The following is a 14,524-nucleotide window of genomic DNA, read 5'->3' as shown; positions in this document are numbered from 1 at the left end:
AACGCAGCCGCGGTTCCCTGCTAAAGCTCGGTAAGGTGATGTCTCTCAGTTGGTGGGCTGCGGCTTGGGCCGTGCGGCTGCCGTCCATTGATCCAGCACGGCGATCAGTTCTTCCCGATGAAACGGTTTGGCCAGATAGTCGTTCATGCCCGCGGCCCGGCAATGTTCGCGCTCCTCGGGGAGGGCATTGGCGGTCAAGGCAATGATCGGCAGATCGGGCCACTTTCCGCTTTGACGGATCCTGCGGGTCGCGTCGTAACCGTTCATCACCGGCATGTTGCAGTCCATCAACACCAGATCGAAATGGCTGCGTTCCAGTTGCTGCAACGCCTCGCCCCCATGGCTGGTGACGATGACCTCGCACCCCAGTTTGCTCAGCATGCCCTTGGCCACCAGCTGGTTCACCGGGTTGTCTTCCACCAGCAGTATGCGCGCCGGTTGTGCGACGGTCAGCGGGCCGCTCGGATGATCGGCAGGCAGCAGGCCATCGGTTTGCAAGATGCGCGACAACGCTTGATGCAACACGGTGCGGGAAAGCGGTCGCGCCTGTTGCTGCAGCGGCGCAAGGGCTGTCACTTGACTGGCGGGCATGAAGTTGCCGTACGCGGTCACCAGGAGAATGGGTGTCTGAGTCGCCGGACGGATGCCGATCAGGCATTCCGGGCAATCGGTGATCAACAGATCGGGTTGTACGTCTGGCTGGGGGTCATAGGCGGAAAAGTGCCGACAATGAATGCCCCACTCCGGCAAGAGCTTGCTCAGCAGTTCCGTCAGGCCGCTGTTGACCGAACTGACCACCACCACCCGGCCTTTGAGCTTTGGCCACACGGGCGCTGGCGTGTGGGCGGGCAGCGGCAGATCGGCATAGAACCGGCTGCCCACCCCAGGGGTGGAATCGATGTTCAATTGGCCGTTCATCGCCCCGCAGAGGTTGTGGGTCAACGTCAGGCCCAGGCCCGTGCCGCCGTATTGGCGCGTGATGGCGGCTTCAGCCTGAGTGAAGGGTTGGAAGATTTTCGCCTGCGCCTCCTGCGCGATGCCGATCCCGGTGTCGCAGACTTCGATGCGTGCCTTTCCGGCATGCTGACTCAGGCGAACGTCAACGCGCCCGACGCGCGTGAATTTCAGCGCGTTTGACAGCAGGTTGCTGACGACCTGTCGTACTCGCGTCGGATCGCCGAGCACCAGTGAGGGAAAGTCCGGGTCGATCAGGCAGGTGAGTTCGACGCTGGCGGCCGCGTTCTGCGACAGCAGGTTGGCGGTGTCCTCGACCAAGCTGGCCAAGTCGAACGGGATGGATTCGAGCTCCAGTTGCCCGGCGTCGAATTTCGAAAGGTCGAGAATGTCGTTGAGCAACTCCACCAGCACTTTGCCCGAGTCGTGGGCGATCGACAGTTGCTGACGCTGTTCGGCACTCAAAGGGCCGTCCAGCGACAGCGCGAGCATCCCCAGCAGCCCGTTGAGCGGGGTGCGGATCTCATGGCTCATGTGGGCCAGAAATGCCGAGCGCGCGTGGGCCATGTCCAGCGCCGTGCTGCGTGCCACCTGCAATTCTTCATTGGACTGGCTGAGACGGGCATTGCTGGCCTTGAGCTCCTGGGTGCGGGCCGAGACCACGTCTTCCAGCTCGTTGAGGTGATCGGTAAGACGGTCCTCCGCTTCCCTTCGGCGGCCGAATTCCAGGGCGACGTTTTCGAACTGCTGGTTGGTTACCTGCACCAGCACGCCGATTTCGTCCTGCTCATGACCGGGCGGGCAGGGCAGGGGAGCCTGTTGGGGGCTGCGTGAGTCCCGGCTCGACAAGGCGCGGATGACTTTCGTCAGCGGTTTGGTCAACGTCAGGTAGAACAGGCCCATGAGAATGCCGGCGAACACCAGGCTGCGGGCAAAACCGTTGAGCAGTGTGATTTCGGCCCGCTGCAGGAAGTGACTGCCGAACGCGAACGTGTCGACGTCCAACTGCAGACTGCCAATGGGTTCATGGGGCATGTGGTCCAGCTGCAACACGTCTTCGAAATGGCGACTTTCGCCGAACAGGGAGTCGCTGAGCATGCGGTAGGAGCTCTCGGTCATCGGGCGCGACACCGCCGCGAGCAAGACCCCGTTGTTGTCGATCAGCCGTGCGCGAACCACGGCGGGCGAGTGCAACAGGCCCGAGATCAGTTCCTGTGCGAGTTCTGCATCGATGTTATAGGCGATGCGCGAGGCGGGATTGTGGCTGATTTGCAGCAGTGAGCGAATTTCACGATCGATGGAGGCGTCTTCGCTGGCATAATCGATCGCAATCTGGAACAGACTGAACAGGGTTCCCAGCACAAAGCCGATCAAGACGGTCAGGCGGGCCTGTTTGAACGACAGTCGTTGAGTGATCGGTATATCCATAAGGGCACTTGATCCAGGGGGCACTCGTACTTCGTGTGTCCATCGCGGGGCAAGCATAGCTGATCGCCGACCGGCTTTAACCAGTTAAATCAAGGAGACAACGTGGATTCTCGGTTGAACGCTTTTCTGGAACGCGCCGAATCGGTACTGGCGCGGCTGGAGCCACTGTTGCCTGCCGTGCGCGAGCCAGTGGACTGGACGCGGTCGCTGGCTGCCCGTTGGGTGCGCGAGGGCCGTGGCGGTTACCTGCTGCCACTGGAGGTGACGCTGGACATGCGTCTGTCGGATTTGATCGGCGTGGACCAGCAACGCGCACAACTGGGGCGCAATACCCAGCAATTCATCGATGGCCTGCCCGCCAACCATGCCTTGCTGTGGGGCTCCCGAGGAACGGGTAAATCCTCCCTGGTGCGTGCCTTGCTGGCCGAGCATGCCGAGGCCGGCCTGCGCCTGATCGAGATCGAGCGCGACCACCTGGGCGATCTGCCCCGTGTCGTCGAGCAGCTGCAGAAGCTGCCGCAGCGTTTCGTGTTGTTCTGCGACGACCTCTCGTTCGAATCCGGTGAGGGCGATTACCGCGTGCTCAAGAGCGTGCTGGATGGCTCGCTGGAACAGGCCCCCGACAATGTATTGCTATACGCCACCTCGAACCGCCGCCATCTGGTGCCGGAAAAGGAAAGCGACAACGCTCACTGGCAGCGGGGCGACGACGGTGAAATTCACCCGAGCGAGGCGGTCGAGGACAAGATTGCCCTGTCCGACCGCTTCGGTCTCTGGCTGTCCTTCTATCCGTTCACCCAGGAGCACTACCTGAACGTGGTCGAGCACTGGATCGGCGAGCTGGCGGGCAAGGCCGGGTTGCAATGGCAGCGTGACGACGCGCTCGACATTCTGGCCGTGCGCTGGGCCACAGGGCGTGGCAACCGCAACGGCCGCTGTGCCTATCAGTTCGCCCGTTATTGGGTTGGTTTGAAAATGCTGGAGCAACATCCATGATCGATTTGAATGCAGCAGGGCAGGGCCTCGAGGGTTATAGCCTGCTGGCGGCACAGTTGGAGTCGCTGCTGGCGGACGAGCGCGATTTCATCGCTAACGCCGCGCAGTTCTCCGCCTTTCTCTACACGCAACTGGAGGATCTGAACTGGGCCGGTTTCTACCTTAACCGCAACGAGGAGTTGGTGCTCGGCCCATTCCAGGGGCAAATCGCCTGCGTGCGCATTCCGTTTGGCAAAGGCGTCTGCGGCACGGCGGCACAGCTTCGCGAGACTCAGCGGGTGCTGGACGTGCATGAGTTTCCTGGGCACATCGCCTGCGACAGTGCGTCGAACAGCGAATTGGTCGTGCCATTGATCAAGGCAGGCCGTCTGATTGGCGTGCTGGATCTGGACAGCCCAAGTGTGGCGCGCTTCAGCGAAGCGGATCAGGTGGGAATCGAAGCACTGGCAGCGATCTTTCTGAAACTGACGGACTGCTGAGGTCCGCTGGGCGGCGGGGTGCGCTCACGGTCGAAGCCGCGCCCAGACGCTGTTTGACAGCGTCCGTAGGGGAGCAGCTGAGCCGCCCCCCCTATGTCGATCAGGCGGTCAGTCGTAAATCGCCTTCTTCTTCCATTCGGCATCGGCGTCGTCCGCCTTCAAGCCTTGGGTCAATTCGTTGTGGTCGTCATCGCTGGGCGCAATCTGGTCGAGCACCACGGCATTGACCTTCGCCAGTTGACGCTCCATCGCCTGCAAGTGAGTCTTCCAGGGCGCAGGCTCAGGCTGATTCTTCAAGTATTGCACGCCACGCTCGAACGCGAGCCGCGCCTGACCGGGTTGATCCTGACTCAGCGCCTGCTGCCCCAGGTTGTTGAAGAACTCGATATGCAGCAAGACCAGCATGTTGCGGATTTCACGAATCCAGTGCTTCGCTTCGGCGGTTTGCAGAAAGCCGTCGTGCGCCGCGCGGGTAACCTGGCCGTGCATCGCCTCCAGCAGAAAACGCACGTCCTTGGCCTTGGCTTCGGTCTGAATCGGGCTCACCGGATTATTGACCTTGATGTTATCGCCTTGAGCGACCATCGCTTCCAACTCGGTGGCGTGCTCCAGAATGCCGGGGTTGTTGCGGCGCTCGAGCGCGATCAGGCGCTTGACCACGTTCAGTTCCAGACGCACCAGCAAAAGCTTGAGCGCGGGGCTCATCAATTGGCCGGGGAAGGTTTCGGACAACTCGCTACAGCGGCGCAAGCGATCGTTGAGTTCCACGAGGGTGCGCGCGCGTTCGACCTTCTTACTTTCGGCAACATGGTTCAAATAGCCGATCGCGATCAGGAGTACGATGCCTGTTACAACCATCAGGGTGATAATGAGTGGAGTCACCGTACAAGCCTCGATCAAGTTATGTGCGCCGAGTGTAGTGGCTATGCATTATTGCGGGAAGGCTCGTCATCGGCGCACCTATTAATAAGCTGCCTGCCCGTTCTCGTGTATCGGCCATTCATTAACGAATTAGAGGGGGAAGTCATTGATTTGAATAAATTTTCATTGAGGGCTTGACGACCTCCCCAACCATCCATAGAATGCGCGCCACTTACAGCGTAAAGCACCTAGCCAAGCGCAGTAAGGAGTGAATGTTGTAGCGTGTCCCCTTCGTCTAGTGGCCTAGGACACCGCCCTTTCACGGCGGTAACAGGGGTTCGAGTCCCCTAGGGGACGCCAATGCGGGAATAGCTCAGTTGGTAGAGCACGACCTTGCCAAGGTCGGGGTCGCGAGTTCGAGTCTCGTTTCCCGCTCCAATTTTAAGCAGTTTCGCTCTTGGTCATCTGGCCGAAGCGAAGCTGAGTGAAACCAGAAAGTATCGTCAGGTACCTCTGGATCTGAAACGCAACACCATGGTGTTTCAGGCTGTGTCCCCTTCGTCTAGTGGCCTAGGACACCGCCCTTTCACGGCGGTAACAGGGGTTCGAGTCCCCTAGGGGACGCCATATTGCGGGAATAGCTCAGTTGGTAGAGCACGACCTTGCCAAGGTCGGGGTCGCGAGTTCGAGTCTCGTTTCCCGCTCCAAATTCACGAAAACGCCGCTCAACAGAGCGGCGTTTTCGTTTGTTCGCGATAACTGCCCTGGCCGAAGGGGGTCGCAGAACCCGCACTGCCACCCTCTTCGGCCAGCGTACATCTCTCCCGTTGTCGATCGCTCAACGCGCCGCGTGTGAATCGGTATTCTCTGCGGCCTGCTCGGCAGCCAAGCGGATGGCGTTGAATCCAGGATCGAAGCCGTGGGATACGTCGACGTGTTTGTTCAGTATCCCCTCGCGCTCGTAGATGTTCGCCGTGTTCTGTAGTCCCTTGATCACGCCGTCGTCGATGCTGACGCGTTCCATTCGGGTGTCCTGATTGATGGCCAGATGCACTTCGACAGGCAGGCCGGTGACCTTGGTCTGGGCCACCGCGTACTCCCTGGGATGGGCATTGACCCAGCGATAGGCGCGGTCCAGTCGTACGACGAAGTCATCCAGCTGTGCGCGTTTTTCGCTGATGGCCGCGCTGGTGGCTGCGAGGTAGGAATGATTGGTCAGCAGGTCCGGTCCGTTGGGCAGGATGCGTGCGCCGTTCTGTGTCGCCACCGTGGTATAGGGCGCCCAGGTGGCCCAGGCGTCGGCGTCGCCGTTGTCCAGGATCAGGCGCGATTCGCTCGGCAGCAGGTAAACGAAGCTGACGTCGCTGGTTTTCAGACCCGCTTCGTTAAGAGCGCGAATCGCCAGGTAATGGCCGATCGAGCCGCGCCCGGTGACGATCCTTTTGCCTTTGAGGTCCGCGACGGACTTGATCGGCGAGTCGTCGCGCACGATCAGCGCCGTGGTGTAACGCCCTTTGACATGAGTGATGCTGATCACCTTCAGCGGTCCCCCGGCGCCGAGGGCGAAGACATAAGGAGCATCGCCCAGCGCACCGACATCGACCGCACCTGCGTTCAAGGCCTCGCCCAACGGCGAGGCGGACGGAAACTCGGAAAACTTGATATCGTAAGGGACGTCTTTCAGCTCGCCGGACACCTCCAGCAAAACCTTGAGGGCCGATTTCTGGTTGGCCACCAGCAGCGGCTGCAGGGGTTGCGCAGCGTGGGTGGACGGAGTGAACGACAGGGCGAGCAGGGCGCTGAGCAGTAGCCGTTTGGCTCGCAGCGATGGATGATTCGGGGCGGACATGACGCGCGTCTCCAGGCGTTAGAAAATCAGAAATGCTGCCTCCGCCTGGAGAAGGGGTCGGCATGATGGGTTGAACGGGCTCGGTGCCTGTGGCCGTCCGGCTGGCGGACGACCACGGAGGAGTGCCGGAATCAGATCACCTTGAATCCATGGGTTGCGTCGCGGCCCAGTTGCTCCACCAGACCGAACTCCCAATCCAGGTAAGCCTGCATCGCTTCACGCGGTGCGTCGGTGCCCTCGTAAGGACGGCGATAGCGGTCGATGCGCGGGGACGCGAGGTGAGTTTCGCCGCTTTCGACGTCGAACCCGGCCGCGATCCAACTGGCGGTTCCGCCCTGGAGAAGAAACACCGGCTTACCGGTCAGGGCCTCGACTTCCGGCACGGCAAGGCGGGCCAGCTTGCCACTGCCGCACGTCAGCACGTAGTGCTCGGCCGCCGGAATCTTGCGCAGGGCGCTGGAGAGGTCGGCGCGGAGCGTCCACCAGGCACCGGGAATGTGGTGTTTGACGTACTGGGCGCTGGCGGTGAAATCGAGCACGGCCACCCGACCCTGTTCCTGCCACTGGCGCAGGGTCTGCGGGCTGATTTCCTCTACCTGCCAAGGCGTCGGAATCGGTGCATGCCAGGCGCCCGTTTCGCTGAATTCGGAAAGCATGAGGCCATCGATCACATACACCTCCCAGCCCAGTTGCGCGAGCCAGGAGGCTGACATATTGGCGCGTACGCCGTTGTCGTCCAGCAACGCAATCCGGGCGCCGCGCACGCTGGCGTAGTGATCGGTTTCCTGAACCAACTGGCCGCCTGGGGTCGAGCGAGCGCCCGGCAGATGACCCGCCTCGTATTCCTCAGGGGTCCGCACGTCGAACAGGTAGGTGGTGCGTGTGGCATCGGCCTGCCAGGCCTGCAGATCGGCCAGGCTCCCGCGCTTCACACCAGCCTTGTCTGCCACGTTGCGAGCGTCGGCGCTCGCGAGCTCAAGGGTGCGGTCACTGACGGCAGGAAAGCGTCGAGACTGGCCATGATCCAATGCCTGCCCGGCGAGCAACCAGCCGATGGTACCGTTGCGCAATGCGCAGACGGGATTGGGCAGCCCGGCGTTGACCAATGACTGGGTGCCAATGATGCTGCGTGTACGCCCGGCACAGTTGACGATGATGCGCGTCTGCGGGTCAGGCGCCAGTTCGCGGGCACGCAGCACCAGTTCCGCGCCAGGTACGCTGACACCGCCGGGTATGCTCATGGTCTGATATTCGTCGAAACGGCGGGCATCGAGCACCACGACGTCGGCCTTGTCATCAAGTAACTGTTTGACTTCTTCGGCTGCAAGCGAAGGGGTGTGACGATGATGCTCGACCAGTTCGCCGAACGCTTTGCTCGGTACGTTGACGTCGATGAACAACTCGCCACCTGCATCGCGCCAGCCCTGTAATCCGCCTTCCAGCAACCTGACGTTGCCGTAGCCCAAGTCCTTCAGTCGAATCAGCGCGATCTGTGCCAGCCCCTCACCATCGTCATACAACGTGATGGCGGTATCGCGACGCGGGATGCGCGAAAACACCTCCAACTCAAGCTTCGAAAGAGGAATGTTGGCTGCGAAAAGCGGATGGCCTTCAGCGAAGGGGGCCTCCTCGCGGACGTCGACCAGGGCGACCTCTTCACGGGCCAGCAGCGCGGCGCGGATATCGGTAAACGAACGGGTGCTGTAATTCATCGGGCGGGGTTCTCTTTGGACAGGTCCCAAATGTTGGGGAGATAAGCGTTGGAGTAGCCGGAAATGAACAGCTTTTCGCTGCCGTCCGCTTGGAAAACGGCACGCTTGACGGCACCGATGTTGGCGCCGTAGACATGAATGCTGATCGACACTCGATCGTCGAACGCGTTGCTGACCTGATGAATGTCGTTGCGGCGAGGGGAGAGCGCCTCGACATGGCCGGGGTCGAGCCGAACGGGCGCCCCGTCCTTTTCAAGGCGACCTTCGGCGTTGCGGGCGAAGCCTTGGGAGTATTCAGCACCGCGCAACAGGCCAATCAGTCCCCAGACCCGGTGATCATGGATGGGCGTGCTCTGACCCGGGCCCCAGACAAAACTGACGACGGAAAACCGCTGACGCGAGTCGGCATGCAGCAAAAATTGTTGATAGCGCGTCGGGTCGGGCATTGCGAATTCGTCAGGGAGCCAGTCGTCGTGTTTCACCAGTTGGCCCAACAGTTTACCGCCGCGATGCAGCAGATCGCCCTCGCTGGGATGACTGTCGATCAGTTCGGCCAGCGCACCGATGAAAGCGCGCAGACGTTCGGCGTGACGAGGATGGCTCATGTCGACTCCATGATCGGTTTGGATAGCCAATATAAGCATAATAATGTGTATTAATATGCTATTTATTGATGATTAGGTTATAACGAAAAAGCATTTGCTCCGCGCCTCTTGGACGGCGGGGTATCCACTTCCGCCGATTGGAATTATGCTTTTTACCTATCTTGTCTTTCCTTTTCCATGTGCGAATAGAATGAAAATTGATGACATCGACGCCTTCGTGGCGGTGATTCGTTGCCAGTCGATCAGCCATGCCGCTGAAACGCTGGAGCTGACTCAGCCAGCCATCACCCGTCGGGTGCAAAACTTCGAGCAGGCTCTGGGCGTCGAGTTGTTCGACCGTAATACCAAGCCGCTCAAACCGACGGCCATGGGCATGCAGGTCTACCAGAAATGCCTGGCGATCCTGCGGGAAATGGATTCGCTGCGAGAATTGGTGGCCAGCGATACCCCCCCTAGCGGCCTGCTGCGTCTCGGTGTACCGCAAACCATTGGCGATGTCGTTTTGCTGGACGCGCTGAAACACCTGCGTGGCGAGTTTCCGGATTTGCGCGCGCAGGTGGTCACCGGCTGGGGGAGCCACTTGATCGGGAAGATCGAAAAGGGTGAGCTCGATGCCGCGGCTGCGCTGTTTCCGGCCGGCAAGATTTTTCCTGAGGCGATCATGGGCGAATCCATTGGCAAAATGGAGTTGGTGGTGGTCTGCGCCAGAGAACGTCTACCGAAAAAGCCCGTCCGGCTGGCGGATTGTTATGAACAGGGGTTTGTGCTTAACCCGGATGGCTGCGGCTTTCGCGCTGGTCTCCAGCGCACGCTGGTCGATCAGGGGTTGAGCCTGAAGGTCAATCTCGAGACCTTCGGCACCGAACTGCAATTGGGGCTGGTGGCCGATGGTATGGGCCTGGGCCTGGTGCCGCGTCCACTGCTGGAGCGCAGCGTGCATCGCGACACGTTGGCCGTGATGCCGCTGAAGGATTTCAAGCCGGTGCTTGACCTGTGGCTGATTTACCCGCGCTTCCTGGGCAATCTTCAAGCCCCGGTGAGTCTCTTCGGACGCCTGGTGGCAGAGGCCCTGAAGCAGGCGCGCGAGGCGGCGTGAATGGCCTGATTGTTAATAAAAGAAATTGATAATTACCTTAGAATAAAATGTGATTTTTAAATAGCCAGCAGCGCGTTTAGGCTCCCTCGACATGTCTATTCAGACTAATAGGGAGTCATGCATGAGCAACGTCAGTCCTTTGCCGGTCTCGTCTGGTGCAAGCAGTGTGCGGGACCGGGTCACCCCGGAAGAGTGGGAAGTGCGGGTGAAGCTCGCTGCCGCTTACCGTCTCGCTGCGCTCAAGCGCTGGACTGATCACATCTACACCCACTTTTCCGCGCGTGTGCCTGGTCCGGACGAACATTTCCTGATCAATGCCTTCGGCCTGTTGTTCGACGAGATCACAGCTTCCAACCTGGTCAAGGTCGACATCGACGGCACCCTCGTCGACGACCCTACGGGCCTGGGCATCAACCATGCCGGTTATGTGATCCACAGCGCCATCCATGCCGCACGCCCCGACCTTAAAGCCGTGCTGCATACGCATACCCGTGATGGCATTGCGGTTTCGTCGCAGAAGCAAGGCTTGTTGCCGATTTCCCAGCACGCTCTGGCGTTCTCCGGGCGAGTGGCCTATCACGGCTACGAGGGGATCGCGCAGGACCTTGGCGAGCGTGAGCGTTTGGTGGCGGATCTCGGAGACAAGAGCGTGATGATTCTTAGAAACCACGGCCTGCTCACGGCGGGCATCAGTGTCGAGCATGCATTCAAGCAACTGCACAATCTTGAATACGCCTGCAACATCCAAGTAGCGGCCCAGGCCGCGGGCAATGCCGAGTTGATTTTCCCGCCGCAAGACGTGGTCAAGAAAGTCGAAGCCCAGGCCAAGGTGTTCCACGATGGCAACGGGCCTGGCGTCAAGCGGCATTGGAATGCGTTGATTCGCGAGTTGGATCGCCACGGGACGGACTACAAGGATTGACCCTGAGCCACGCACACCGCTTGTCGTTGTCGCGTGGCTCGGAACCCATCGATGGCCTGCTGCGATGGGTTCGATCCTGTTCCGGTCAGGCGACTTTTCCGTGTTTTTCCCGCTCCCGCCGGGCCACGCGTTCTCGGGTCAGCGGGATCAGCTTTTTCCCGTAATCGATGGCGTCTTCCAGCGGATCGAACCCGCGAATCAGGAAGGTGGTGATGCCCAGGTCGTAATAATCCAACAGCGCGTCAGCGACCTGTTCCGCCGTGCCGACCAGCGATGTCGAGTTGCCTTTCGCCCCGAGCAGTCCGGCGATGCCGGTCCACAGGCGTTTGTCCAGGCGGGTGCCTTGCTCTGCTGCTGCAAGCAGACGCCGGGACCCTTCGTTCGCAGGCTCGCGACGGGGCGTGCCGTTCGCCTTCGCCAGCGCCGCAGCACGTTCCAGGATGCTGTCGGCTCGCGCCCAGGCCTGTTCCTCGGTGTCGGCGAGAATCGGACGCAGTGACAGGCTGAAACGCACGGTGCGTCCGTGTTTCGCCGCTTCTTCCCGCACCCGTTGAACGATGTCCCTGACTTGTTCATAGGTTTCGCCCCACAAGGCGTACACATCGGCGTGTTTGCCGGCCACTTCAATGGCGGCTTGGGAAGCCCCTCCAAAATACACGGGGATGTGGGGAAGTTGGGGGGATTTGACCCGAGAATGGGCACCCTCGAATTGGTAGTAGGTGCCGTGGTGATCGAAAGGCGTGTCCGCGGTCCATTCCTGACGCAGCACGCTCAGGTACTCATCGGTCCGCGCATACCGCTCGTCCTTACCGATAAAGCTGCCGTCGGCCTTCAGCTCCTGATCGTCGCCACCGGTAATGATGTGGATTGCGGTGCGCCCTCCATTGAACACGTCTAGCGTCGCAAACTGACGTGCCGCCACGGTGGGGGAGATGAACCCCGGTCGATGAGCGACCAGAAACTTCAGTCGGGTCGTGACGCTGGCGGCGTAGGAAGCAATGAACGCGCTGTCCGGACTGTCCGAGTGGTAGGCCACCAAGGCCCGGTCGAATCCGGCCTCCTCGTGGGCCCGTGCCACCTTTTCGACATACGCGGGTTGGACAGCGGCTCCGCTGCGAGGGTGGATCTCGGAGAAAGGCTGCGTGGCAATGTAACCGATGAATTCTAGGCTCATGGCAGTTCCTTGTGGGGTAGGCCGAATGGGCGGGAGCGCACCGTCGCGCAAGTCCGTTCTGCAACATAAGGGTCTGCTACACGTCTGTGAAATTCGATTTGGCGCTAAGCTAATTATGAAAAATATGCATTCATATTCACATAGAGCTGAAAAATAAGAATATTAGGTTATTGCCAATCGTCATTTCTATCCTCGTTTTTATGCGCTTAGGCTATCTCCTCAACGAGCAACACGTGGCGCCTCTCGATGCGAAATGCGCCAGGTTGCTTCACTTCTAATGCGTTTTGCAGGGATGTCGTTGCATGGGGTTTATCAGTCGTGGGGTTGGGCGCAAGGGTGTTACGCTGTTGCTGTCATGTGTAGCGCTGCTGGCCAGTGGGTGTGGCGATGAGGACCACCATCGAGCAGCCGTCGTCGACGCGGTGGATTGGTCGAAGGTCAGGTTGATCCTCGGCGATCAGGCCAAAGGCCTGCGGACGGTGGTCGAGGCGTCGAAGGCGTTGGATGGCATCCCTTATCAGGTGGAGTGGGCGAACTTTCAGGGCGCTGCGCCGTTGTTCGAGGCACTGCGCGCCGGTGCCGTCGACCTTGCTCCAGCGGGTGATACGCCTGTCCTGGCAGCTGCCACGGGTGGCACACCGTTGCGTATTGTCGCGGTCAGGCGAGGCCAATCGCGCAGCATCGGAATCCTGGTGCCACCCGACTCGGACATCAAGACCGTGGCCGATCTGAAAGGCCGAAGTGTGTCGATCTCATCGGCCCGAGGCAGCATTTCTCAGTACCTGCTGATCCGCGCGCTGGAGAACGCAGGTGTCAAGGAGTCGGACGTCAACATCGGATTCGTGATGCCGACCGACGCGCTTTCTGCGTTTCATGCCGGCAAGATCGACGCCTGGGCGACGTTTGGTATTTACCAGGCCTTCGCCGAAGAGAATGGCGCGCGGCTGCTGCTCAGCGGAGAAGGGATCAACACCGGGCTGACGTTCATCACGGCGTCGGACAAGGCTTTGGCTGACTCGGTCAAATGCCAGGCCCTGAACGACGTGCTGCAACGCCTGGCCAAGGCGTTCGATTGGGCGAGGGCGAACCCGGAGCGTTACGCGCAGGTGTTCTCCAGTGCCAACAACGTTCCGCTGCCGGTGTCGCAGCGGCTACAGAGTTGGGGAGTGGAGTCCTTGCAGCCCGTCGAGCCGTCCGATATCGCCGCATTGCAGGGGGTCGACGACCTTTTCGTGGCGAAGAAGATATTCCCGCGGCCGGTGCAGGTGTCCGCACTGGTGGACCGTGAGGTATTTCCGAGCGCTCACGGGGTGTTGTTGCGGTGAACGGGGTTGGCAGCCAGTAACCGAATCGCTCGAGAACGGCGAACATCGCGCCGGTTGCACAGTAGTGTCTGTGACAGACACCGGAATGACAGTAGCTCTCATGGGCAACTCGCCTACCCCATGAGAGCTGTACCGATCAGCCGTCCGCTCAGTGGCGAGACGCTTCCTGATCCATCGCCAGCAATTGCTTTTCCTGATCCCAATCGAACGGCTCCTCGTTCTGCTCGGCTTCGTAACGGCGCTCTTCCAATGCCGTGTACAGGTCGATTTCCTCGTCGGGCATGTAATGCAGGCAGTCGCCGCCGAAGTACCACAACAGGTCGCGCGGCACCAAGTGGGCGATTTGCGGGTACCTCTGGATGACCTGACACAGCAGGTCCTGGCCCAGGTACTGGCTTTCGATGGGTTCGACCGGCAGCAAGGCGAGCAATTCGTCATACCGTTCGATGAACAGCGCATGGCTTTCTTCGGGCACCTGTTCGGCTTCACCGAGCGCGACCAGAATGCTGCGCAGGTGCGTCAGCAGGTTGAGAGTGCGGTCGAGATTGGCGTCGGCCATGATGAAGTCCTCAAAGACAAAAACAGGCGCGGGAGTATAGATCCCTGCACGGGTGACCGATACCCCAATGAGGACTGGTGGCAATCCCTCGCCACTCGTTGCGACGGGTTGTGACATGCGGCGGCAGGGTAAGCGAGCGAGAATGAAAGCAGCTTTCCTCCGCGCGCCCGGCAAGATTGCCGGGCCGCCGTGAACAGCCCCGGCCGTCTCAGTGCCAGAGGCCGGCCAGGTAGCGATGCCCGGCTTCGGTCAAAGCGAGGTTCGCATACGGATGATTGGGGTTCGGCTGGCGGGTGACGAAGCCGATGAGCAGCAAGGTTTGCAGGGTTTGGGTCGGTCTGCCGCTGTAGATATCCTCTCCAGAGGCAATTTCGGCAAGCAGGCAGCGGTGGGTCAGGCGTTGATCGATCATGGTGCGTCCCCTTGGTGTTTTCTTGTTGTTACCGGGGAGTCTAGGCCAATCTTCGAGGATGTGCAGGCTAGAGCGGTGGATTTAAAAAAATCCAAGTAAAACCGGGTGAGGTGGGACGGGCTCGATTGTTACGAAGCCCGTCTGTCGTCGCT

13 protein-coding genes and 4 tRNA genes are annotated in these 14,524 nt (G+C 60.4%); 9 read left to right on the top strand and 8 right to left on the bottom strand.

The genetic code is table 11. The features are described 5' to 3' along the window. Positions 1–45: 45 nt before the first annotated feature. Entirely contained in the window at positions 46–2,382 is a 2,337-nt protein-coding gene (locus tag N5D61_RS17610) for a response regulator (protein ID WP_279893685.1), read from the bottom strand. A gap of 102 nt (positions 2,383–2,484) precedes the next feature. On the opposite strand from N5D61_RS17610, the gene N5D61_RS17605 reads away from it, so the two are divergent. Then, complete coding sequence (locus N5D61_RS17605) at positions 2,485–3,378, top strand: ATP-binding protein (RefSeq protein ID WP_279893684.1); 894 nt, start codon at positions 2,485–2,487, stop codon at positions 3,376–3,378. Beyond that, positions 3,375–3,857, top strand: a complete 483-nt coding sequence (locus N5D61_RS17600) for a GAF domain-containing protein (protein ID WP_279893683.1) — start codon at positions 3,375–3,377, stop codon at positions 3,855–3,857. Before N5D61_RS17605 ends, N5D61_RS17600 begins: the two co-directional genes overlap by 4 nt. Before the next feature lie 108 nt (positions 3,858–3,965). Here the strand turns inward: N5D61_RS17600 and N5D61_RS17595 are convergent, their stop codons facing one another. After that, positions 3,966–4,739, bottom strand: coding sequence for a hypothetical protein (locus N5D61_RS17595; RefSeq protein WP_177411023.1), 774 nt, complete (start codon positions 4,737–4,739; stop codon positions 3,966–3,968). 263 nt (positions 4,740–5,002) lie between these two features. Between N5D61_RS17595 and N5D61_RS17590 the strand changes: the two genes are divergently transcribed. The 4 genes from N5D61_RS17590 (at position 5,003) to N5D61_RS17575 (ending at position 5,425) form a co-directional block, all read left to right on the top strand. Next, positions 5,003–5,078: transfer RNA gene (locus tag N5D61_RS17590), tRNA-Glu, on the top strand. Between the two features lie 2 nt (positions 5,079–5,080). Continuing rightward, positions 5,081–5,156: transfer RNA gene (locus N5D61_RS17585), tRNA-Gly, on the top strand. A 113-nt stretch (positions 5,157–5,269) separates the two neighbouring features. Further along, a tRNA-Glu gene (locus tag N5D61_RS17580) sits at positions 5,270–5,345 on the top strand. A gap of 4 nt (positions 5,346–5,349) precedes the next feature. After that, positions 5,350–5,425, top strand: a tRNA-Gly gene (locus N5D61_RS17575). A gap of 131 nt (positions 5,426–5,556) precedes the next feature. On the opposite strand, the gene N5D61_RS17570 is transcribed toward N5D61_RS17575, so the two are convergent. From N5D61_RS17570 to N5D61_RS17560, 3 genes are all read right to left on the bottom strand, one after another. Beyond that, positions 5,557–6,567, bottom strand: coding sequence for an ABC transporter substrate-binding protein (locus N5D61_RS17570; RefSeq protein ID WP_108237164.1), 1,011 nt, complete (start codon positions 6,565–6,567; stop codon positions 5,557–5,559). A gap of 131 nt (positions 6,568–6,698) precedes the next feature. After that, positions 6,699–8,279: a rhodanese-related sulfurtransferase gene (locus N5D61_RS17565; protein WP_279893682.1), complete on the bottom strand. Its 1,581-nt coding sequence runs from the start codon at positions 8,277–8,279 to the stop codon at positions 6,699–6,701. Then, positions 8,276–8,884: a cysteine dioxygenase gene (locus tag N5D61_RS17560; protein ID WP_279893681.1), complete on the bottom strand. Its 609-nt coding sequence runs from the start codon at positions 8,882–8,884 to the stop codon at positions 8,276–8,278. Before N5D61_RS17560 ends, N5D61_RS17565 begins: the two co-directional genes overlap by 4 nt. A gap of 190 nt (positions 8,885–9,074) precedes the next feature. On the opposite strand from N5D61_RS17560, the gene N5D61_RS17555 reads away from it, so the two are divergent. Both N5D61_RS17555 and N5D61_RS17550 read left to right on the top strand, forming a co-directional pair. Further along, a complete protein-coding gene (locus N5D61_RS17555) occupies positions 9,075–9,980 on the top strand; it encodes a LysR family transcriptional regulator (protein WP_108237161.1) in 906 nt (301 codons plus the stop codon). A 121-nt stretch (positions 9,981–10,101) separates the two neighbouring features. Next, positions 10,102–10,902 (top strand): class II aldolase/adducin family protein, encoded by an 801-nt coding sequence (locus N5D61_RS17550; protein ID WP_279893680.1) that lies wholly within the window; start codon positions 10,102–10,104, stop codon positions 10,900–10,902. 85 nt (positions 10,903–10,987) lie between these two features. Here the strand turns inward: N5D61_RS17550 and N5D61_RS17545 are convergent, their stop codons facing one another. Then, complete coding sequence (locus N5D61_RS17545) at positions 10,988–12,076, bottom strand: LLM class flavin-dependent oxidoreductase (RefSeq protein WP_279893679.1); 1,089 nt, start codon at positions 12,074–12,076, stop codon at positions 10,988–10,990. A 302-nt stretch (positions 12,077–12,378) separates the two neighbouring features. Between N5D61_RS17545 and N5D61_RS17540 the strand changes: the two genes are divergently transcribed. Then, a complete protein-coding gene (locus tag N5D61_RS17540; protein ID WP_279893678.1) occupies positions 12,379–13,401 on the top strand; it encodes an ABC transporter substrate-binding protein in 1,023 nt (340 codons plus the stop codon). Between the two features lie 148 nt (positions 13,402–13,549). Here N5D61_RS17540 and N5D61_RS17535 read toward each other — a convergent pair whose 3' ends face one another. Both N5D61_RS17535 and N5D61_RS17530 read right to left on the bottom strand, forming a co-directional pair. Further along, the gene (locus N5D61_RS17535; protein WP_108237157.1) at positions 13,550–13,960 is read right to left on the bottom strand and encodes a PA2817 family protein; all 411 of its coding nucleotides are present in this window, start codon (positions 13,958–13,960) and stop codon (positions 13,550–13,552) included. Between the two features lie 208 nt (positions 13,961–14,168). After that, complete coding sequence (locus N5D61_RS17530; RefSeq protein ID WP_108237156.1) at positions 14,169–14,372, bottom strand: hypothetical protein; 204 nt, start codon at positions 14,370–14,372, stop codon at positions 14,169–14,171. Between the last annotated feature and the right edge of the window lie 152 nt (positions 14,373–14,524).

The sequence above is a fragment of the Pseudomonas sp. GD03842 genome, assembly GCF_029841165.1.
Classification (GTDB): Bacteria; Pseudomonadota; Gammaproteobacteria; order Pseudomonadales; family Pseudomonadaceae; genus Aquipseudomonas.
The sequence above is the reverse complement of the archived record's forward strand: the minus strand, read 5'-3'. Positions and strand labels throughout refer to the sequence as shown.